The following is a 20,806-nucleotide window of genomic DNA, read 5'->3' as shown; positions in this document are numbered from 1 at the left end:
GTTTGCCTGCGTGCGGGTAGGGGACATCGCCATGGGACCCGCGCAGGAGTGCTCCCACCACCGACCCTACGTCAGTGGCCGTCAGCTTCGAGCTGACTCCAACCCCGGAAGAGTGACCCGGATCCGGCAACCGCGGGACGATTCGGCCACACCGATGCGTCCGCCGTGCAGGTCGACGGCCCAGCGCGCGATGGCCAGGCCCAGGCCGGTCCCCCCGTCGGAGCCGGGGCCCGAGGGGGCGGGGCCGCCGCGGTTGAACCGTTCGAAGACCCGGTAGCGCTCCGACTCGGGGATGCCGGGCCCCTCGTCCTGCACGTCCAGCTCCAGGCTCTCGGGGCCCTCGCCGCGGCGCGCGTGCACCGTGACCCGGCCGTGCCGCGGACTGTGCTTGATCGCGTTGTCGATGAGGTTGGCCACGACCTGGTGCAGCCGCTCGGCGTCCGCGTGTGCGGTCAGCTCGGGCGGCGAGACATCGAGGTGGAGATGGACGTCCGTACGGGTGTGGGTACCGGAGCCGGCCACCCCGGCCAGCGTGGAGGCGCCGCGGCTCATATTGGCCTCCTTGAGCACCCCGGACAGATACGGCCAGACCTCGAAGCGCCGCGCGTGCAGCGGCACCACCCCGTTGTCCAGCCGGGACAGGTCCAGCAGGTGCTCGACCAGGCGGCCCAGCCGCTCGGTCTGCTGCAGGGCCGTCCGCATGGTCTCCGGGTCCGGCTCGCTGACCCCGTCGACGACGTTCTCCAGGACGGCACGGAGCGCGGCGATCGGAGTGCGCAGCTCGTGCGAGACATTCGCCACCAGCTCCTTGCGGTGGGTGTCCACCGCCTCCAGATCGGCCGCCATCCGGTTGAAGGCGTTCGCCAGATCGCCGAACTCGTCGCGGCGCTCCGAGCGGACCCGGCGGCTGTAGTTACCGTGCGCCATCGACCGGGTGACGTCCGTCATCTCGCCGAGCGGAGCGGTCAAACTGTTGGCCACGAACTGGGTGATCAGCAGCGAGGCGATCACCGAGAAGATCGTGATCACCCGCAGCTCGGTGGCCGAGTGCATCGCGACGAAGACCAGCAGCGTGGTGATGATCACCGAGACGCTGACCAGCGCCCCCAGCGCGGCCTTCACCGAGCGGTACGGGTCGAGCGGGCGCAGGCCCTCCCAGACCCGCCGCCCCAGCTCGCGCACGGGCGTGTGCCACCGGCGCCGCGTCATGCGGCCGGGGTCTCCAGGGCATAGCCGACGCCGTGGACCGTACGGATGCGCTCGGCGCCGATCTTGCGGCGCAGCGCCTTGATGTGGCTGTCGACCGTACGGGTCCCGGAGGCGTCCGCCCAGTCCCACACCTCGGCCAGCAGCTGCTCACGGGAGAGCACCGCGCGCGGGGTGTTCGCCAGGCAGACCAGCAGATCGAACTCGGTGGGCGTCAGATGGACGTCCGAGCCGCGTACCCGCACCCGGCGCTGGGCGTGGTCGATCTCCAGCTCGCCCAGCCGGAGGATGCCGGTGCGCGGGGTGTGCGCGGCCAGCGCGGCGCGTTCGACCCGCCGCAGCAGGACGTGCACCCGGGCGGCCAGCTCCCGCATCGAGAAGGGCTTGGTCATGTAGTCGTCGGCGCCGACGCCGAGGCCGACGAGCATGTCGGTCTCGTCGTCCCGGGCGGTGAGCATCATCACGGGCACCGGCCGCTGGGCCTGGACCCGGCGGCACACCTCCAGGCCGTCGAAGCCCGGCAGCATCACATCGAGGACCAGCAGATCCGGCTGCCAGGCCTCCGCGGTCTCCACCGCGGCCGGGCCGTCGGTCGCCGTCTGCACCTGGAAGCCCTCGGCGCGCAGCCGGGCCGCGATGGCCTCGACGATCGTCGGGTCGTCCTCCACGACCAGTACCCGGCGCTGGGCGCCCGGCGTGGCGGCGGTGCCGCCCTGCGTTGTCTGAGTCTGGTCCATCGCCCGCCCCTGCATCCCCTGCGTGGTCGCGTATTGCTGGGCAGCAGCGTACGGGCATGGTGTGAGTGTCGGCTACGCGCCCTTCCGCGCGAGATGGACCACGTCAGGGACGCCTCGGACAACGGGGATCTCTTCCGTATGTACCCCGCTGAATCCGGCATTTCGCAAGGCTTCTTCGAAGGCCGGCGAGGGCTGTGCGGACCAGACGGCGAGCACTCCGCCGGGGGTCAGGCGGTCGCGGCAGGCGGCGAGTCCGCCGGGGGAGTAGAGGCCGTTGTTGTCCTCGGTGACGGTCCAGTCGGGTCCGTTGTCGATGTCCAAACACAGGGCGTCGTAGGTGTCTTGGCCCGCTTCCGTCCGCAGGTGGGCGACCAGGTCGGTGTGCAGGATCTCGCTGCGCGGATCGGCCAGCGCGGCCGCCGAGACCGCCGAGAGCGGGCCCGCGCGGTGCCAGTCGATGACCGCTTCCTCGCGCTCGACGACGACGATCCGGCCCCAGCGCGGCTGTTCGGCCGCTCTGGCCAGGGAAAACCCGACGCCGAGGCCGCCGATCAGCAGGGAAGGTCGTGCGTGGTCGGCCGGCAGTGCGGCCAGAGCGGCGTCGATCAGCAGTCGCTCGGACCGGCCGTCGGAGGTGTCCATCAGGAAGCAGCCGTTGGCGATGATCTCGTAGATCAGGGGCGCGGCGGGGGCGCCGGAGCCCATAACTCCGGGGCCTGCGGGGGGTCCGCCCCGCTGCCGCAGCACCACTTCGCCGTACGGGCCCTCACGGCGGTCGAGGGTGCGCGGGGCCTCGGGAAGGCCGGTCGTCGCCTGCGTCGGAGTAACGGGAGCCATGGCGCCATGGTGGCCAATACGGGCCGCGCCGGTCCACCGCTTCGGGCAGGGGTGCGCCGCCGGTGACGTCGGACGCGCTGCCCCTTGCGGCGGTTGCCTGGTGTGAGGGATGTCACTCACACAGCTTCTTCATGGGTTGAGCGTGCAGGCTGGTCCGCGACGTAGGACAAGGCAGGGGAATCACGGCCGGGGGACACGGGCGTGGCCGACCGGATGCGCGCCAGGGACGGAAGGGGCCTCGGACAAGTGAGCTGGCTGGGAACCGCCGAGAGGGCACGGGCCGATCGCGCGCCGTCCGTCATACCGGGGCCGGGTAACGGGCCGGGCAGCGAGCCGGGCAACGGGCCGGGCGCGGCGCCGGCCCTCCCGCCGGGCGCGCTGCCGGGCATCCCCCGGCAGCGCGCCTCCCGGCCGGCCCCCTCGGAGGCGGCGCCGGGAGGCCTTGCGGCGCCCCCGCGACGACGGCCGTGGCGGCTGCTGCCCACTCCCGCCGGCACCCCTTTCACCTTCGGCTACGCCCTCCTCCTCGTGGCCACCTCGCTCTTCGCCGAGTACGGCGACCCGGTCCTGGTCTCCGATCTGCTCCAGGGCTCCAGTACGGACGTCGTCCACCTGGCACAGGCCCCGCTGCTGGTGCTCGTCGCCAGCGCACTGTGGATCGCGGGCGGTATGACCTCCGGGTACGCCATCGGCTTCCTCTTCGTCCTGACGGCGCTGGAGCGGCGGATCGGCGGGCTGCGCACCGCCGCCGTCTTCTTCGGCGGCCATGCGCTGGCCACCCTCGCCACCGAGCTGCCCGTCGCCTTCTCGGTCGCCGCCGGACGGCTGCCGGAGAGCTCGCTGCACCGTCTCGACTACGGCATCAGCTTCGGCGTGATGACCAGCATCGGAGCCCTCGCGGGCCTGTTGCCCGCCTGGTTGCGCTGGCCCGTGCTGGCCGGCGTCGGCTACCTGGCCGTGATCGATCTGCTCGCCTATATCGACCCGATGACCGACTGGGGCCATCTGCTCTCGCTCGCCCTGGGGGTGGCGAGCTGGCCGCTGCTGCGCCGCTGGCGCACCCGGCTCGCCCGGCCCGCGCCGCTCCTGGGAGACCTGGGGCATCCGGCGCTGCGGGGCGCGCGGACCTACTGAGCGGCCGGCGGCTGCGGGCTCACGGCCGAGCGGTACGTATGGGCGATGGCGTAGGCGCAGCCGCCCAGCAGCGCCACACCGGACAGCACACCGCTGACGAACGGCACCCATGCCACGGCCGAGGTCGCCGCCATGCCCAGCCCGGCCACCCCGAGCGCGGTCAGCGCGACGCCGGGGACGGCGATGCTGCGCCGCTTCCAGACCGCCGCCAGTGCAACGAAGTGCAGACCGACGATCAGCGCGGTCCAGGCCACGGCGGTCGGCTCGGGGGCGCCCGCAGCGCGCAGCGCGAGATTGCCGCCGATCAGCAGCACCACCTCGGCCCCCACGACGAACGCGAACCGCCCCCGGAACCAGTCCGCTCGGGGGCCGGTGGCGTCCTCGGCGGGCCGCCCGAGGCGCCCGGCCCGCAGCGCGAGCGCCAGCAGCCCGGCGAAGGTGAGCACCGCGAGCACCCGCAGGGCGATACCGATCGCGGGATTCAGCGGGGCGTGTGCATTGGCGACCACGAAAACCGTGCCGAAGAGTGCGCCGATGAAGACTCCGGACATCCGCTGCAACATGCGGTGAAGGTAGCAGTCATGACGCCGTGTGAGGACGCAGACGCCGGGGTTTTCCGCGCGGTCCGTCCGGACCCGGCCGGCCCGCTATCCGAGCCATATGAGCATGCCGTCCCCCTGGTCCGCCGCCGTGCGGAAGAACGGCCGCAGCTGCTCGTAATGCTCGCGCACATAGTCCAGGGACTCGCCCCGCTCCCAGACGATCGCCGGATACACCTCCGCCGCGGCGAGATCCTCCGGGCCGACGCCGGCCGTCAGCGTCTCTCCGGATATCTCCGCCAGCGCCCCGGCGGCGGCCCGCACCTGCTCGGGGGTGAGGTAGCGGGGCGGGCCGTAGCCCCAGTCGTCGGCATCCGGGACGGGCTCCTCGCCATGGACGATGTCCACCGGGAAGGCCGCCCGGCGCAGCAGGAAGCCGAGCGCGTCCCAGGCCTTGTCGACGTCCAAGCAGCGCGCCGGCGCGGACTGCGAAGGCCCGGCCGCCTCCGCCTCCGCCTCCATCCAGCCGCCGACCAGCTCCAGCGCCCACTCGGGATTGCCGAGGGCGCGGTCGAGTTCGGCAGGGGTGACACGTGCGTACTCACCGATCATGCTCATGGTCCCGAGGCTAGAGGCCACCACTGACAACGCCGTTCGGCGAAGGGGCCGTTGCCCTCCCTCCGTGAGCGAATCCGGCCGGGCGCGGTGCGCCGTGACCGCCTGGGAGAATGGCGGCCCCTTCCGAGCGCGGCCTCGTGCGGCGCTTGCCGGCCGCAGGAGTGCACCCGCCTTGTCCCCAGACCGCATGCCATCGACAGACCACGAGCAATCGATTCCGGACACCGCCGATCTCGGTCTGCAGTCCGACTGCGGCAGTTGCTTCGGGCTCTGCTGTGTCGCGCTGCCGTTCGCGGCCTCGGCGGACTTCGCGATCGACAAGGACGCCGGCCGGCCCTGCCCGAATCTGCAGACGGACTTCCGCTGCGGCATCCACACCGACCTTCGCCCGCGCGGCTTCTCCGGCTGCACCGTCTTCGACTGCTTCGGCGCCGGGCAGAAGGTCTCCCAGGTCACCTTCGGCGGACGGGACTGGCGGCAGGCCCCGGGGACCGCCCGGCAGATGTTCGACGTCTTCCCCGTCATGCGGCAGCTGCACGAACTCCTCTGGTACCTGGCCGAGGCGCTGACCCGTCCCGCGGCCCATCCGGTACACGCCGACCTGCGGGCCGCGCTGGAGAAGACCGAAGGCCTCACCCGCGCCGGCGCCCAGGAACTCACGGCGCTCGATGTGCCCGCCCACCGGGGCGAGGTCAACGCCCTGCTGCTGCGGACCAGCGAACTCGTACGGGCCGGGGTACCGGGCCGCAAGAAGGAGCGGAGGGGGGCCGATCTCATGGGGGCCCGCCTCAAGGGCGCTCATCTCCGGGGCGCCAATCTCCGCGGGGCCTACCTCATCGCCGCCGACCTCAAGGGCGCCGATCTGCGCACGGCGGACCTGATCGGCGCCGATCTGCGGGACGCCGACCTCAGTGGTGCCGATCTCACCGGCGCCCTCTTCCTGACCCAGTCGCAGCTCAATGCGGCCAAGGGCGACGCGGCGACCAAGCTGCCGCAGGCCTTGTCCCGCCCCGCCCACTGGTAGCACGCCGCATCTGATCGCTCACAGCGAACGCACAGAGGGGAACATCTCTCGGCCCGGCTGCATTGAGTGGGTAAAGCTCAACTTGCTTGCCTAAGGGGAGATCATGGCTGCGACGTCCACACCGCTCACTCTGCCCGTGCTGCCGCTCGATGACGAGGTCGTGCTCCCCGGCATGGTGGTGCCCCTGGACCTGTCCGACGCGGACGTACGGGCAGCGGTGGAGGCCGCACAGGCCGCCGCCACCTCGGGCAACAAACCGCGGGTGCTGCTTGTGCCCCGCGTCGACGGCACCTACGCCGGCATCGGCACGCTCGGGCGGATCGAGCAGGTCGGTCGGCTGTCCGACGGCGACCCCGGCGCGCTGATCCGGGGCCTGGGCCGGGTACGGATCGGATCCGGCACGACCGGGCCCGGCGCAGCGCTCTGGGTGGAGGGCACGACCGTCGAGGAGACGGTCCCCGATCCCCTGCCCGGCGCGGTGACCGAACTCGTCACGGAGTACAAGGCGCTGGCCACCAGCTGGCTGCGCAAGCGTGGCGCCTGGCAGGTCGTCGACCGCGTCCAGCAGATCGAGGACGTCCCGACGCTGGCCGACAACTCCGGCTACTCGCCGTTCCTGACCACCGAACAGAAGGTCCATCTGCTGGAGACCGCCGATCCGGTCGCCCGGCTGAAGTTCGCCACCGAGGCGCTGCGCGAGCACCTCGCCGAGCAGGACGTCGCCGAATCCATCGCCAAGGACGTCCAGGAGGGCGTCGACAAGCAGCAGCGGGAGTTCCTGCTGCGGCGGCAGTTGGAGGCGGTCCGCAAGGAACTCGCCGGGCTGAACGGCGATCCGGAGGACGAGGGCGACGACTACCGCGCCCGGGTCGAGGCCGCCGACCTGCCCGAGGACGTCCGCAAGGCCGCCCTCAAGGAGGTCGACAAGCTGGAGCGGTCCAGCGACCAGAACCCCGAGGGCTCCTGGATCCGCACCTGGCTGGACACCGTCCTGGAACTGCCCTGGAACGAACGCACCGAGGACGCCTACGACATCGCCGGCGCCAGGGAGATCCTGGACGCCGACCACTCGGGCCTGGAGGACGTCAAGGAGCGGATCACCGAATACCTGGCCGTCCGCAAGCGGCGGGCCGAGCGTGGCCTCGGGCTGATCGGCGGGCCGTCGAAGGGGGCATCGGGCGGCGATTCGGGCAAGGGCGGTGGCGGGCGACGGGCGGGCGGCGCCGTGCTGGCGCTCGTCGGGCCGCCCGGCGTCGGCAAGACCTCGCTCGGCGAGTCCGTCGCGCGGGCCATGGGCCGGAAGTTCGTCCGGGTCGCGCTCGGCGGCATCCGGGACGAGGCGGAGATCCGCGGCCACCGCCGTACGTACGTCGGCGCGCTGCCCGGCCGGATCGTACGGGCCGTCAAGGAGGCCGGGTCGATGAACCCCGTGGTGCTGCTCGACGAGATCGACAAGGTGGGCTCGGACTTCCGGGGCGACCCGGCCGCCGCCCTCCTGGAGGTCCTGGACCCGGCGCAGAACCACACCTTCCGCGACCACTACCTGGAGGTCGAACTCGACCTCAGCGATGTGGTCTTCCTGGCCACCGCCAATGTCCTCGAAGCCATCCCCGAGCCGCTGCTCGACCGGATGGAGCTGGTGCGCCTGGACGGCTACACCGAGGACGAGAAGGTCGTCATCGCCCGGGACCACCTGCTGCCGCGCCAGCTGGAGCGGGCCGGTCTGGAGACCGGTGAGGTGACCCTGCAGGACGACGCGCTGCGCAAGCTGGCGGGGGAATACACCCGCGAGGCGGGCGTACGGAATCTGGAGCGCGCCGTCGCCAGGCTGCTGCGAAAGGTCACCGCACAGCACGAGCTGGGGGAGCGGGAGCTGCCGTTCACGGTAGGTGCGGACCAGCTGCGCCCGCTGATCGGGCGGCCGCACCACACCCCCGAGTCGGCACAGGACCCGGCCGAGCGGCGCACCGCGGTCCCCGGAGTGGTCACCGGACTCGCGGTCACCGGCGCCGGCGGCGATGTCCTCTATGTGGAGGCCTCGCTCGCCGATCCGGAGACCGGGGCGTCCGGGCTCCAGCTGACCGGTCAGCTCGGTGACGTGATGAAGGAGTCCGCGCACATCGCGCTGTCGTTCCTGCGCTCCCACGGCGCCGAACTGGAGCTTCCGGTCGCCGATCTGAAGAAGCGCGGTGTGCATCTGCACGTTCCGGCGGGCGCCGTCCCCAAGGACGGGCCGAGCGCGGGCGTGACGATGACGACGGCGCTGGCCTCGCTGCTGTCGGGCCGGCAGGTCCGGCCGGAGGTGGCGATGACCGGTGAGGTCTCGCTGACCGGGCGGGTGCTGCCGATCGGCGGCGTCAAGCAGAAGCTGCTGGCGGCGCACCGTGCCGGGATCACCACCGTCATCATTCCCCAGCGCAATGAACCGGACCTGGACGACGTACCGGCCGAGATCCTGGACTCCCTGGAGGTCCACCCGGTCGCCGATGTCCGCCAGGTGCTGGACCTGGCGCTGACCCCGGCCTCGAACGGGGCGGCTCCGGAAGTACCGGTCGCGGCCTGAGGGATACGGCCTGAGGGATACGGCATGAGGGATACGGCATGAGGGATACGGCATGAGGGATACGGCATGAGGGGTGTGGCCTGACGGACGCGGCCCGGCGGACGCGGCCCGGCGGACGCGGGCGAAAGGGACGGGCCCCTGCCGCACCCGGTGTGCGGCAGGGGCCCGCTCGTGCGTACGGCCCGGGCGTGGAGGGGGCCGCACGCCCGTGTATCAGCCGTTGGCGAGGGCCTTGAGGCGGTCCAGCGCGCCGTTGAAGCGGTTGTGGTCACCGACCGTCGGGCCGGACGAGGTGTACTGCCAGAGGGTGTGGAAGCCCCAGCCGGCCGGGAGTTCGCCGGCCGACGAGCCGTAGCGCGGTATCCACAGCGGGTTGACGGCACCGAAGGCGGCGGAGTTGCCGGTGCACTGCTTCCACCAGCCGGTGGAGGTGTAGATGACGGCGTCCCGGCCGGTACGCGCCTTGTAGGTGGCGAACCAGTCCTTCATCCAGTTCACCAGGCCGGCCGCGCTCAGCCCGTAACAGGTGGCGCCGTAGGGGTTGTACTCCATGTCGAGTGCCCCGGGCAGCGTCCTGCCGTCCTTGGACCAGCCGCCGCCGTGGCCCACGAAGTAGGTGGCCTGGGCGGCACCGCTGGAGGTGTCGGGTGTGGCGAAGTGGTACGCGCCCCGGATCATGCCGGTGTTGTAGGAGCCGTTGTACTGCTGCGCGAAGGACGGATTGGTGTAGCTGGTGGACTCCGTCGCTTTTACATAGGCGAAGCGGACGCCGCTGTTCCAGAGCGTCGACCAGGCGACGCTCCCGTTGTGGCTGCTGACGTCCACACCCTCGACGGACGCCGCGAGCGACGACGCGGGCGGTGCGGTGCCGGCCGCGGTGCCCTCGTGCCGGGCGATCTGGGAACCGGCCCAGTCCTGGCCGGGGTGGCGGGGCTCCGGTGCGCGGCGGGTGGCCGTGGCGCCGGCGGTGCCCGGCAGCCCGAGCAGGAGGGAGAGGACCGCGAGAAGGACCCCGGCCAGGGTCGCGAGGGACCGTGCGGGTCGGTGGGGGAAGCCGGATCTGAGCACGGACATACGTGCCTCCGAAGATCTCGGTGGGGGTGATCTGAGGGGGGTGACCTGAGGGGGACCTGAGGGGGGTGACCTGAGGGGGACCTGAGGGGGGTGACCTGAGGGGGGTGACCTGAGGGGTGACCTGAGGGGCCTGAGAGGGAGGAACTGACGGCATGGCGCCGGCGTGCGGGCGCGCCGGTGCGAGGGGCAGGACGCGCGCGGAACCGTTGACATCCCGGGCCTTTGGTATGCCCATGCCAGAAGAGCGGTACGCGCGTAGAACTACGTGACAAAAGAGGGGCACCGTGCTGCCGTTGGTCTACTCCTGCGAAATACTGGCCGAGCTGCGGCTTCAGCTGCCGGTGGCGAAAACTTTCAGGTGGGGGAAAGCGAGAAGGGGCGCTGACGTGCACAACACCGGAGCCGACGGTACGACGGCGGACGGCGAACCACCTGGTGTGGATCACGTATTTCTGGCCCTGGAACGCGAATTGGCGGTATTTCTCCGCCGGGCCCGTGCCTCTTCCGGCGAATTGGCGCGAGAGGTACATCCCGATCTGGAGCCCTCCGCGTACGGGCTCCTCGTCCGGCTGGCCGACGCCGGCACCCAGCGGGCCACCGGCCTCGCCGGCTTCTTCGGCGTAGGCAAGGCCACGATGAGCCGCCAGCTGCACGCCCTGGAGAAGCTCGGACTCGTCGCCCGCGAGCCGGATCCCGCCGACGGTCGTGCGGTCCTGGTACGCCTCACCGACGAGGGCCGCGACCGCTTCACCCGCGTCCGCACCGGCCGCCGCGCCCAGTACGCCCGCCGCCTCGCCTCCTGGGACCGTACCGAGGTCGCCGAACTCGCCCGTCTGCTGCACCGGCTGAACGCGGAGCAGGAGGGGGACGAGGTGTAGGGGCGTCGTCTCGTACGGCGGGGGAGTGGCGGCGCCGCCCCCCCCGGGCCTGCGGGCGGGGTGCCGGTCCCCGGGCCAATGGGCGGGGGTGAGTTCCCGGGCCTCCGGGTGCGCCGCCGCGCCCCGGGCCTGTGCCGCACCCCGGGCCTGTGTCGCCGTACCCCGGGCCTGTGCCGCCGTACCCCGGACCTGTGTCGCCGTGGTGCCGTTCCCCGACGCCGGGAGAAATCTCCCCGCCCGCCGGTGATTGTCACGACGTCACAAAAATCCCGGGCCACGAGAATCGCGGCGCCACAAGAGTCACGGCGCCACAAAGATCACCGCCGCGTCGTCCCGCGCCTTGCCGCGCGGATACGCCGAGCACTCCGTGTCAGCCGCCTCCGCTGCCCGGACCCGGTCGATCAGCGACTGCGGGCCCTGCCCGGCCACCAGCGCCACGCAGTCGGCCCAGGAGCCCTCGTGGAAGACCTCCGTCCAGCGGCCCGCACCGTCGCTGAGCGCGGTCAGGGAACGCAGACCGGAGCGCGGAACGCTGCCGGACACCGCACGCGCGGCCACCGCCGGATCGGCGGCCGCGGTGAAGAAGCCGCCCTCCGCGTTGCGCAGCGCCTCGACCGCGCGGGCGTACTTCCGGCCCGCTGCGGCCCGTTCCGCCGAGCCGCGGGGCAGCGCCCGTACGGCGGCACGCCGGTCCCGGACCGCGGGCGGCAGCTCGTCCAGCCGCGGGTCGAGCACCGGCTGTACCGAGCCGTCCGCCCGCTCCAGGAGCAGCACCGAATCGGACAGCACGAGGTACTCGGCGGTGCCCCCGGACCACCGTGCGGCAACCACGGTTGCCTGCGGAGTACGGGCGTGAGAAAGGTCACAGGTCGCCCGATGAGTATCGGCCGTCCGGGAGATGGCCGCGGAGAGTACCTCAGCGAGCGTCATATCCCGGTGTGAAACCGACAGTTCGAGCATTGCGCCACCAAGTCGTGCGGTGAACCACGGCACCGTGTGGAGGCAGCCGTAGTCCTCCTCGGGAGGCGTCACGCCGTCCAGCAGGACGAGGGCTCCGCCCTGGCCGGCGGCCGGCAGGGCGACCGATGCGTAGTCCTCGTTTGGGCGTTGGGGGTCGCCCGGCTCTGTGGCGAGTTCGATGCGCATGGCCGCAAGTCTGCCGGAGGCCCCGGCTCCGCCCCCGGTAACGGGAGCCGGCGGCGGAGCCGGAGGGCGGCCGGGGCGGCGGCGTACCGGAGGTAAGGACCGCCGGACCGGCGGTGTGCGGGCGCGCATCCTTCCAGGAGCCGGACGCATCTCCAAACCCGTTCGGGCGTTGGCAGAGGTTGCGGCCGAAAACATCGGCGCACGGAAGTTGATGGTCAAACTCCGAGTGATGTTCACTCGTTCAGGTGGCCGGGCATGTGTTGCCGAGCCACTGCGCGGCGCCGGTGGAATGGTCGTTGCCCGGTCATAGGGGTGGGGCCAGGACGTTCGTCGCGACGCGCAGAGCCGGGCTGTTTCCCCTCGCGGAAGTGTGTGCTGCTGCGTCTTCGCGCAGGTCCGCCCCGTGAGCGGAGAGCGAGCCGGGTCCGCGACGCCATATGGCGTGGACAGGCGAGACAGGAATGCGAGCAGCGGTGCGGAAGATGCGGCTTCGAGGCGGCGCAAGGAAGCCGGGATCACCGGCCGGTTCGGTCTCGGGACCGAATACGGGCTCGGGTCCTGGTGAAGGTCCGGGTGTGACGGACGGCGGCGAGAGCCGTGCGGGACGGCGTCCCGCACGTGTGCGCAACCGGCTCGTCGGGGCGGTGGCCGTCGTGGCCGCCGCCGTCCTCGGCGCCGGCGCCCCCGGTTTGACGGCCACGGCCGACAACGCCACCAACAGCCAGCAACTGGTCGATCTGGCCGAGCTGAACGCGCAAGCCATCGCGCTGGCGCACTCCCTCGCGGATGAACGTGACGGTATGACCGCATACGTCGCCACGGGGCACGGCAGCCGTACGGCAGCGGGGTTGGGCAACTCCGCGGTCAACGGTGCCCGGGCCGCCCGGGCGGACGACGCCGCGGCCCTCCGGGCCCAGCGTGCCCGCGTGGACCGGCAGATCGGCGAACTGCGCTCCGAGGCCCAGGACGCCTCGGGCGACACCGCGGTGTACAAGGCCGCCGCCAAGCTCCTGGGCACGCTGCCGCAAACCCGTCAAAAGGCGCTGTCCGCGGGTGGATCGGCCGAGCAGATCTATAACGCCTACACCCAGACGATCCAGGCGCTCGGTGCGATCAGCGACGACATCGCCCGTGAACTGCCCGGCCGTGCGGACTCCGCCGACGCCGACACCCACGCGCTGCCCGCCCTCGGCCGTGCCGCCGAACAGGCCGCGGGCACCCGGGCCCTGCTGCTCGCCGCGCTCAAGGCGGGCGGCAGCCAGCCCCGGCTGACGAACCTCGCCCAGGTCGCGCACCTTCGCGAACAGGGCGCGCTCGGCGACTTCCAGCAGGCCGCGAGCCAGGGCGCCCGGGACCGTTACGTCCGCACCGTCAACGGCGAGGACGTCAACACCGCCGAGCGCTATACGGCCCGGCTGACCGACCAGCCCCGGCTGGACGCCGTCGATCTGCGGCTCAGCCGCCAGCGGGTCCAGGCCACGCTCACCAGCCGTATCGGACTGATGCGCGGCGTCGAATCCGCCATGGCCACCGCCGACGTCCAGCGTCTCGGCGCGCTGCGCGACGACGACGTCAACGAGCTGGAGATCCGCATCGGCCTGGAAGGGCTGTGCCTGCTGCTGGCCGTCGGCGCCGGCGTCTGGGCCGCCCGCTCCATGACCCAGCCGCTGGCCGCGCTGCGGATCGGCGCCAAGCGGCTGGCCGCCGACCCCGCGCACGAGGAGCCCCTCACCTACAAGGGTCGCAACGACGAATTCGCCACCACCGTGCGGTCCGTCAATGCGCTGCACGCCCAGGTCGGCGAGCTGGCGCGGCGCACCGCCGAGCTGGAGGGCGAGCGCAAGCGGCTGATCGGCGGCCGGCAGCGGCTGGTCGCCGAGCGCGAGGTGCTCCAGGAGCAGGGCGAGGGCCTCAAGGAGGAGATCGCCGATCTCACCGAGCGGCTGGCGGCCCTGCACGCAGGTGTGCACGGCCGGTTCGTCAACCTCTCGCTGCGCACCCTCGGTCTCGTGGAGCGCCAGCTCGGCGTGATCGAGTCGCTGGAGGAGAGCGAGCAGGAACCGGAGCGGCTGGAAACCCTCTTCAAGCTGGACCACTTCGCCGCGCGGATGCGCCGCAACAGCGAGAACCTCCTCGTCCTGGCGGGTGCCGAGCAGTACAGCAACAACCACCCGGGGCCGGTACCGCTGCTGGATGTGATGCGCGCCGCGATCAGTGAGATCGAGCGCTACGAGCGGGTGCGCATCCAGGCGCTGCCGCCGCACTCCCAGGTCGCCGGTTTCGCCGCGGACGACATCAGTCACCTGGTCGCCGAACTCCTGGAGAACGCCACCGCCTTCTCGCCGCCGGACGCCCATGTCGAGCTGGCCGGTTGGCTGCTGGAGAGCGGCGAGGTCATGCTCTCCGTCCAGGACGAGGGCATAGGGATGACCTCGGAGCGGATGGCCGAGCTCAACGAGCGGCTGACGGACGTCGAAGCCGCCTCGTCCTCCGAGACCATCGACGAGGCGCTGGGCCTGGGCCTGTACGTCGTGGTGCGGCTGGCCGCCCGGCACGGTGTCCGGGTCCAGCTGCGGGACGCGAAGCAGGGCGGCGTCACGGCCGTCATCGTCCTGCCCGGCTCGATCCTGCCCACCCGCCCGGCCCCGTCGGCAGCCGCGGCGAGCGCGCCCCGGGACGTGGCGCACACCCCGGGCCTGCCCGGCTCGGTCGCCGAGGCGAACTCCAACGCGCTGCCGACCCGGGGGGCCCGCAGGGACCCGGCAGCCGTGGCCGGCCCGTCGGCCGCCGCCGCGACCTTGGCCCATGAGTCCGGCCAGGGCCCGGCCCAGGACACCCCTTCGCCCGCCGGACAGCCCGACGGCCGGGCAGCAGCCGCACCGGCAGCCGGCCACGAGGGCACCCCGGACGCGGACCCCGCACCTGCCCCCGCCGCCGACCCGTTCGTCGCCGCCGCGGAGCGCGCGATCGACGCGGCCGGACTCGGCGTGCCGGCCGAACCGGCACCCACCGAGCCGCAGCCCGCCGACCCCACCACGTACTCCGGTTCCGAGCCGAGCCCGTACGGCCCGCAGTCGCCCGGCCCCTACGCCGCCACCACCAGCGGCGCCGGCGAGCACCTCCGGCCCGAGGACGACACCAACCCGGCCGCCAACCAGGCCGCGGCCCGGACGCCGGCTGCCGGCACCGGCCGGCCCGCCGCCCCGGACAACGAGCCCACCGGAGCCGGTGCGCCCGCGTCCGACCCCTACGCCATCGGCCCGGACCAGCACACGGGCCCCGGGACGGATGCGACACCCACGGACGCGGCCGCGGCACCCGCCGACGCGTCCCCGGCCGGGACACCGGCCGACCCACAGACCGCCGCCGCCCCGCCCGCGGGGGAGCGGCGGACGACCTCCATGGGGCTGCCCAAGCGCACCCCCAAGGTCGTGGCGCAGCAAGAGGCGCCGACCGCACCGCGCAAGAGCGGTGCGGCCAATGCCGAGGCGCTGCGGCGCCGCCTCGGCGGATTTCAGGCGGGGGCGCGAGACGGCCGGCGCGAGGTCGAAGCCGAGATCGCGGAACGTACAGCGGAGCTGACCATCCCACAGACGGACACCGACGGAGCGGGGGCCCCGGGAGAGAGCCACGTTGTCGAGGAGGCACGCGATTGAAGGCGCAAGCGCCCACTGCTTATGGACAAGGTCTGAGCAGTCAGGCAAGGAATCTGCATTGGCTGCTGACCAACCTGGTCGACGAGGTACCTGGAATCCGCTCGGTCGCGGTGGTCTCCTCCGACGGCCTGCTGCTGTTGTCGTCCGACCCGGGCCGGGTGGAGGAGTCGGCACGGCCGGGCGGGGGTGACGGTCCGCGGGGATCCAGCGCGGACCTGGCCACCATCGTGTCCGGGCTGGGCAGCCTCACCCAGGGTGCCGCGAAGCTGATGGACGGCGGGGCGGTCAAGCAGACGATGATCACGATGGACGAGGGCAGCCTGTTCGTCATGTCGATCAGCGACGGCTCGCTGCTCGGGGTGCATGCCACCCCGGATTGCGATATGAGCGTCATCGCCTACCACATGGCGCTGTTCGTCGGCCGGGCCGGTCATGTCCTCACCCCCGAACTCCGCAGTGAATTGCGTAAGTCGATGGAGAGCCCCCAGTGAGCGAACGTAGTGAGCGAACCATGGAGAGGTGCGCCCCGAGCGAGTGCGAGGGCGGACGAAGCGAGGTTTCGGCATGAGCAGCTCCCGCAAACTCCCCGTACGCGGCGGGGAGCGGAAACCCTCGCGCGTGCGGCCGTACTCGCTCACCGGCGGCCGGACGCGATTCGGCCATGTGCTGCTCGTCGAGACCTTCGTGGCCGCGCTGGAGGCCCCCGAGGAGCGGCGCGAGCTGACGTCCGGCGGCTGGGGCGACCGGGTGATGCCGGAGATGCGCGCGATCGTCGAGCTGTGCCGCCGGATGCGCTCGGTCGCGGAGATCTCCGCGCTCCTCAAGATGCCGCTGGGCGTGGTACGTGTACTGCTCAGCGACCTCGCCGACCAGGGAAAGATTCGCGTCTACGGCACCGGGCACGGCTCCGGCCGGCCCGACCGCGCGCTGCTCGAAAGGGTGCTGAGTGGACTTCACAGGCTCTGACACGATATCGGCCGGGCCTACGGCGAGCGCCGGTTCCGTGAGCCCGGCCGACCCGGTGGCCACGGCCGCCGACGCGGGGCTGCAGAGCTGGCAGACGGACCGTTCGCGGGCGCCGATCGCCACCAAGATCGTGGTGGCGGGCGGTTTCGGCGTCGGCAAAACGACGTTCGTCGGATCGGTCTCGGAGATCACCCCGCTCCAGACCGAGGCGGTGATGACCCAGGCCAGCGCGGAGACGGACGATCTGACCGCCACCCCGGACAAGACCACGACCACGGTCGCGATGGACTTCGGGCGGATCACCCTCGACCAGGAACTGGTGCTGTATCTGTTCGGCACGCCCGGACAGCAGCGCTTCTGGTTCATGTGGGACGACCTGGTGCGCGGCGCGATCGGTGCGATCGTGATGGCCGACACCCGGCGTCTGGAGGACTGCTTCCCGGCTCTGGACTACTTCGAGAGCTGCGGACTGCCGTATGTCGTCGCGGTCAACCACTTCGAGGGGACCGAGGCCTTCGCCGTCGAGCATGTACGCGATGCGCTGACCGTGCCGCCGCACGTGCCCGTTGTGATCATGGACGCGCGGAAGCGGGTCACGGTGATCGAGTCGCTGCTCGCGTTGGTCGGCCACGCCCTGGAGACCACGCCCGAGTAACCGGCCCCCGTAGGGGGCCTCGGCCCCGTACGGGCCACCTCACCCCCCACTTCCCCTCCCCGAACACCAGCAGTAGCAGTAGCAGAGAAGAGTGCCGCCATGCGGAAAATACTCGTCATCGGAGCCGGCCAGTCCGGTCTCCAGCTCGCCCTCGGCCTCCAGTCCCAGGGCTACGAGGTCACCCTCATGTCCAACCGCACCGCCGACGAGATCCGCGCCGGCCGGGTCATGTCGACGCAGTGCATGTTCCACACCGCGCTCCAGCACGAGCGCGACCTTCAGATCAACTTCTGGGAGAACCAGGCCCCGCGCATCGAGGGCCTGGGCGTCTCGGTCGCCGCCCCCGGCAGCCATGAGGCGCCCGAGGGCTCGCAGCGCGCCATCGACTGGGTCGGCAAGCTCGACGGCTATGCCCAGTCCGTCGACCAGCGGGTGAAGATGGCTGGCTGGATGGAGACCTTCGCGCAGCGCGGCGGCCAGCTCGTCATCCACGGCGCGGCCGTCTCCGACCTGGACTTCTTCGCGAGCCGCTACGACCTGACGCTGGTCTCGGCCGGCAAGGGCGAGCTGGTGTCCATGTTCGGCCGGGACGCCTCCCGCTCCCCGTACGACACCCCGCAGCGGGCGCTCGCCGTCTCCTACGTCCACGGCATGGGCCCGCGCCCCGAGCACCCCGAGTTCGAAGCGGTGCGCTGCAACCTGGTGCCCGGCGTCGGCGAGCTGTTCGTCATGCCGACGTACACCACCTCCGGCCGCGCCGACATCCTCTTCTGGGAGGGCATACCCGGCGGTCCGCTGGACGCCTTCCAGGGCGTCAAGGACCCCAACGAGCACCTCGCCCTGACGCTGGAGCTGATGGAGAAGTTCCTGCCCTGGGAGTACGCCCGCTCCACCAAGGCCGAGCTGACCGACGCCAACGGCACGCTGGCCGGCCGCTACGCCCCCACCGTGCGCAACCCCATCGGCCGGCTGCCCTCGGGCGGTCTGGTGCTCGGTGTCGCGGATGTCGTGGTCGCCAACGACCCGATCACCGGCCAGGGCTCCAACTCGGCCTCCAAGTGCGCCGCCTCCTACCTGGCCTCCATCGTCGAGCGCGGCGACCGGCCCTTCGACGCGGAGTGGATGCAGAGCACCTTCGACCGCTACTGGAACACCGCCCAGCACGTCACCAAGTGGACGAACGCGATGCTGGCCCCGCCGCCGGAGCACATCCTGAACCTCATCGGCGCGGCCGGCCAGCTGCAGCCCGTCGCCGACCGCTTCGCCAACGGCTTCAACGACCCGTCCGACTTCGAGAACTTCTTCTACGAGCCGGAGAAGACGAATGCGTACCTGGCTTCGCTGACGGGCTGAAAACCGCCTGCGGCGGGGGCTTGCCCCCCGTCGTCGGGTGCGGCGCCGTGCCGGTTCCTCCCCGCCTTCGGCGGGGAGGGGGGCGGGTTGCCGCCGCGGCGCGTGCTGTGTTGTGGTGGCGGTGACGGGCCTCCGGCGCTGGGGTGCGGGACTGCTTCGCTTGACGCTCCGCTGCAGCGCCGCTGCGCTCCGCCTTTGCTCCTCCTCGGAGCCTGCGGAAGCAACGCCCCGCACCCCACCGCCTCCGGCCCGCCACCTCGCGTGGGTGCCGCGGCCTTCCCTGGAGGAAAGCGTGGGGTGCCTGCGGGCTTCCGGCGTGCGCCGCACTGCTCAACGAGGCCTGCTCCAGGGCCACTTGGGTCCGCCGCTCGGTGTCTTTCCCGCGGGGTCGTACTCGTACTTCCACCCGCTGGGCAGGCCCAGGCGACCCACCCGCGCCGGGACGCGCCGGTAGACGTGCACCGTCGGCGGCCGGTCGTCGCCGTGCGGCACGGGGACCTCGTACGTCTTCGGCGGCTGGCCGGTCGCGCCGACCAGAACGGGCAGTACCCGGCCGTCCAGCGGGCCGCCGACGAAGAGGGTGTTCTCGCTTCTCACGCCCTCAGTGTCACACCACCACGGCCGGGCGGCTGATCACAGCAGATGCGCGGCGTCGCGCACGACGGGCAGGATGCGGCGGGCCAGGTCACCGGCCGGGCCGTCGGCCGTCTCCAGCTTCAGCGCCGCCCGGGTCACCCGTGCGGTCTGTGGGTCGGTGGCCGCGGTGGCGGTCAGTAGCGCGACGAAGTGGTCCACCAGCCAGTCCCGCAGTTCGTCGAGGGCCGGCTGCTTGTCCTCGTCCAGCCAGATCAGCGAGGCGGCCTCGACGGCGGTGATCCACATGCGGACGGTCATCCGCAGCCGCAGGCCCGGCTCCGGCTCGCCCAGATGCCGCAGGATCTGGTCGGCGGCGGCGCGCCGTACCTCGTCCACGATCGCGGACGTACGGGTGGTCTCCACCACGCTGCCGCCCTGCAGCAGCGCGCTGAACCCCGCGTCGTGCTCGTCGACGAAGGCCAGATAGCGGTCCAGCGCCCGCGAGAGCCGACGGGTGAGCGGTCCGGTCTCCGGCTCGGCGAAGCAGCGCTCCAGGATGTCGGCCGCGCTGCGCAGGGCAGCCTCGTACAACTGCTGCTTGCCGCCGGGGAAGTAGCGGTAGACCAGCGGGCGCGAGACCTCGGCGGCGGTGGCGACGTCGTCCAGCGAGACATCCTCGGGCGCACGGTGTGCGAACAGGCTGAGCGCGGCGGTGAGCAGTTGGCTGCGGCGCTGCTCGACGCTCAGCCTGCGGTAGGCGGGTCGGGGTACTGCTGGGGCGGTGCCGCTGCCGTTCATGAACAGCAGCGTAACCGCCTCGGGTTCGGGCTCGCACAGGTGCTCGGGGTGTACGGGGTCCATGCCGGGCGCTTCAGGCCAGCAGTCCCGAGCTTCGCCACAACCTGCGGCCCACACCGCGCAGTACGCCGATCTCGTCCAGGAAATCGGTCAGCCGCCGGGCGCCGGACTGCATCACCTCGCGGCGGTGGCCACTGGCCTTGACCTGGGCGACGGCCTCGCGCCGGTCCAGGCCCACGTGGGTGTAGACGGCCGGGTTGACGAAGGCGACGGAGAAGATCCGGGCCGCCTCGCCGGAGCTGATACGGGTCAACTCCCGCTCCCAGCGCGGCGCGGTGACCATCTGGCGGCGCAGCTCCTCACGGGCGTAGCGCACATGCCGGGCCTCCTCGACGACATGGATGCGGGTCACTCCGCGCACGATCGTCTGCACCCGCTCGTCCGGGAAGGTCAGCCGCTGCATCCAGTCCAGGATCTCCTCGCCGAGCAGGGTGCAGGCGAACGAGCCCGGGGTGGTGGAGACGGTCTTGAGGACGCGGGCGAGGTGGTGGTTGAGCCGGGAGACCGGGTACGCCGGCGCGCCGCCCTTCTGGATCATGCGGGCGAACATCTTGGAGTGCCGGCACTCGTCGGCAATCTCGGTGAGGGCGTAGCGGACATGTGCGCTGGTCACCGGCTTGTCGTAGATATGCCGTACGAGCAGCTGCATCAGGATGATCTCGAACCAGATGCCCAGCGAGGCGAGCGAGGCGGCCTCGTGCCGGGAGAGGTCCTGCTGCTGTTCGAGCGACATGCGCTTCCACAGCGGGGTGTCGTAGAGCGAGACCAGCTCCGGCGGCCAGAACCACTTGCCCTCTTCGAGGGGGGCGTCCCAGTCGAGTTCGGTGTCGGGGTCGAAGGAGTGCTTGGCGGAGGATTCGAGCAACCGCTCGGCGACCTGTTCCCGGTCCTTGAGCAGGCCGAGGGCGTCCCGCAGGACCTCGGTGTCCGCCACGGTCATCTCGGTGGGTGCGCTCGTCATGGCTGTGGCTACCTCGCTAGTGGGT

The 20,806-nt window shown here is 71.9% G+C and carries 19 protein-coding genes; 9 read left to right on the top strand and 10 right to left on the bottom strand.

Translation table 11 applies throughout. The features are described 5' to 3' along the window. Positions 1-81 precede the first annotated feature (81 nt). The 3 genes from ACF088_RS01975 to ACF088_RS01965 form a co-directional block, all read right to left on the bottom strand. Complete coding sequence (locus ACF088_RS01975; RefSeq protein ID WP_392373427.1) at positions 82-1,209, bottom strand: ATP-binding protein; 1,128 nt, start codon at positions 1,207-1,209, stop codon at positions 82-84. After that, positions 1,206-1,943: a response regulator transcription factor gene (locus tag ACF088_RS01970; protein ID WP_030981810.1), complete on the bottom strand. Its 738-nt coding sequence runs from the start codon at positions 1,941-1,943 to the stop codon at positions 1,206-1,208. Before ACF088_RS01970 ends, ACF088_RS01975 begins: the two co-directional genes overlap by 4 nt. 72 nt (positions 1,944-2,015) lie before the next feature. Further along, positions 2,016-2,780 carry a spermidine synthase gene (locus ACF088_RS01965; RefSeq protein WP_392373426.1) on the bottom strand — a complete coding sequence of 255 codons (765 nt, stop codon included), beginning with the start codon at positions 2,778-2,780 and terminating at the stop codon, positions 2,016-2,018. Positions 2,781-3,026: 246 nt separating this feature from the next. Between ACF088_RS01965 and ACF088_RS01960 the strand changes: the two genes are divergently transcribed. Continuing rightward, a complete protein-coding gene (locus tag ACF088_RS01960) occupies positions 3,027-3,914 on the top strand; it encodes a rhomboid-like protein (protein WP_392373425.1) in 888 nt (295 codons plus the stop codon). On the opposite strand, the gene ACF088_RS01955 is transcribed toward ACF088_RS01960, so the two are convergent. Together ACF088_RS01955 and ACF088_RS01950 are read right to left on the bottom strand one after the other, a co-directional pair. Beyond that, the gene (locus ACF088_RS01955; RefSeq protein WP_392373424.1) at positions 3,908-4,477 is read right to left on the bottom strand and encodes a hypothetical protein; all 570 of its coding nucleotides are present in this window, start codon (positions 4,475-4,477) and stop codon (positions 3,908-3,910) included. The genes ACF088_RS01960 and ACF088_RS01955 overlap by 7 nt on opposite strands. Before the next feature lie 84 nt (positions 4,478-4,561). Beyond that, positions 4,562-5,071: a YfbM family protein gene (locus ACF088_RS01950; protein WP_392373423.1), complete on the bottom strand. Its 510-nt coding sequence runs from the start codon at positions 5,069-5,071 to the stop codon at positions 4,562-4,564. 187 nt (positions 5,072-5,258) lie between these two features. On the opposite strand from ACF088_RS01950, the gene ACF088_RS01945 reads away from it, so the two are divergent. Together ACF088_RS01945 and lon are read left to right on the top strand one after the other, a co-directional pair. Further along, positions 5,259-6,095 carry a pentapeptide repeat-containing protein gene (locus ACF088_RS01945; RefSeq protein ID WP_392373422.1) on the top strand — a complete coding sequence of 279 codons (837 nt, stop codon included), beginning with the start codon at positions 5,259-5,261 and terminating at the stop codon, positions 6,093-6,095. A gap of 103 nt (positions 6,096-6,198) precedes the next feature. Then, the gene (lon, locus tag ACF088_RS01940; protein ID WP_392373421.1) at positions 6,199-8,658 is read left to right on the top strand and encodes an endopeptidase La; all 2,460 of its coding nucleotides are present in this window, start codon (positions 6,199-6,201) and stop codon (positions 8,656-8,658) included. Positions 8,659-8,871: 213 nt separating this feature from the next. Here the strand turns inward: lon and ACF088_RS01935 are convergent, their stop codons facing one another. Beyond that, positions 8,872-9,732 carry a lysozyme gene (locus ACF088_RS01935; protein ID WP_392373420.1) on the bottom strand — a complete coding sequence of 287 codons (861 nt, stop codon included), beginning with the start codon at positions 9,730-9,732 and terminating at the stop codon, positions 8,872-8,874. Between the two features lie 386 nt (positions 9,733-10,118). On the opposite strand from ACF088_RS01935, the gene ACF088_RS01930 reads away from it, so the two are divergent. Then, positions 10,119-10,610: a MarR family winged helix-turn-helix transcriptional regulator gene (locus tag ACF088_RS01930; protein ID WP_392373419.1), complete on the top strand. Its 492-nt coding sequence runs from the start codon at positions 10,119-10,121 to the stop codon at positions 10,608-10,610. A 300-nt stretch (positions 10,611-10,910) separates the two neighbouring features. Here the strand turns inward: ACF088_RS01930 and ACF088_RS01925 are convergent, their stop codons facing one another. Then, entirely contained in the window at positions 10,911-11,756 is an 846-nt protein-coding gene (locus ACF088_RS01925; protein ID WP_392373418.1) for a hypothetical protein, read from the bottom strand. 575 nt (positions 11,757-12,331) lie between these two features. Between ACF088_RS01925 and ACF088_RS01920 the strand changes: the two genes are divergently transcribed. The 5 genes from ACF088_RS01920 to ACF088_RS01900 all read left to right on the top strand — a co-directional run bounded on the left by ACF088_RS01920 (position 12,332) and on the right by ACF088_RS01900 (position 18,386). Continuing rightward, positions 12,332-15,412: a nitrate- and nitrite sensing domain-containing protein gene (locus tag ACF088_RS01920; protein ID WP_392373417.1), complete on the top strand. Its 3,081-nt coding sequence runs from the start codon at positions 12,332-12,334 to the stop codon at positions 15,410-15,412. Further along, positions 15,409-15,903, top strand: coding sequence for a roadblock/LC7 domain-containing protein (locus ACF088_RS01915; protein ID WP_392373416.1), 495 nt, complete (start codon positions 15,409-15,411; stop codon positions 15,901-15,903). The genes ACF088_RS01920 and ACF088_RS01915 overlap by 4 nt, the downstream gene beginning before the upstream one ends. Before the next feature lie 73 nt (positions 15,904-15,976). Then, a complete protein-coding gene (locus tag ACF088_RS01910) occupies positions 15,977-16,378 on the top strand; it encodes a DUF742 domain-containing protein (protein WP_086720132.1) in 402 nt (133 codons plus the stop codon). A gap of 37 nt (positions 16,379-16,415) precedes the next feature. Then, on the top strand, positions 16,416-17,033 hold the full coding sequence (locus ACF088_RS01905; RefSeq protein ID WP_392373415.1) for an ATP/GTP-binding protein: 618 nt from the start codon (positions 16,416-16,418) through the stop codon (positions 17,031-17,033). Positions 17,034-17,132: 99 nt separating this feature from the next. Further along, the gene (locus tag ACF088_RS01900; protein ID WP_392373414.1) at positions 17,133-18,386 is read left to right on the top strand and encodes a styrene monooxygenase/indole monooxygenase family protein; all 1,254 of its coding nucleotides are present in this window, start codon (positions 17,133-17,135) and stop codon (positions 18,384-18,386) included. 330 nt (positions 18,387-18,716) lie between these two features. Here ACF088_RS01900 and ACF088_RS01895 read toward each other — a convergent pair whose 3' ends face one another. The 3 genes from ACF088_RS01895 to ACF088_RS01885 all read right to left on the bottom strand — a co-directional run bounded on the left by ACF088_RS01895 (position 18,717) and on the right by ACF088_RS01885 (position 20,781). Continuing rightward, positions 18,717-18,983, bottom strand: coding sequence for a hypothetical protein (locus tag ACF088_RS01895; protein ID WP_392373413.1), 267 nt, complete (start codon positions 18,981-18,983; stop codon positions 18,717-18,719). 36 nt (positions 18,984-19,019) lie between these two features. Further along, complete coding sequence (locus ACF088_RS01890; RefSeq protein ID WP_392373967.1) at positions 19,020-19,760, bottom strand: TetR/AcrR family transcriptional regulator; 741 nt, start codon at positions 19,758-19,760, stop codon at positions 19,020-19,022. 73 nt (positions 19,761-19,833) lie between these two features. Next, positions 19,834-20,781, bottom strand: coding sequence for a diiron oxygenase (locus ACF088_RS01885; protein ID WP_392373412.1), 948 nt, complete (start codon positions 20,779-20,781; stop codon positions 19,834-19,836). Positions 20,782-20,806: the final 25 nt, after the last annotated feature.

Origin of the sequence: Streptomyces sp. NPDC015125 (assembly GCF_043080045.1) — a bacterium.
Lineage (GTDB): Bacteria > Actinomycetota > Actinomycetes > Streptomycetales > Streptomycetaceae > Streptomyces.
Note: the sequence above shows the minus strand (reverse complement) of the source record. Positions and strands in the feature narration are given on the sequence as shown.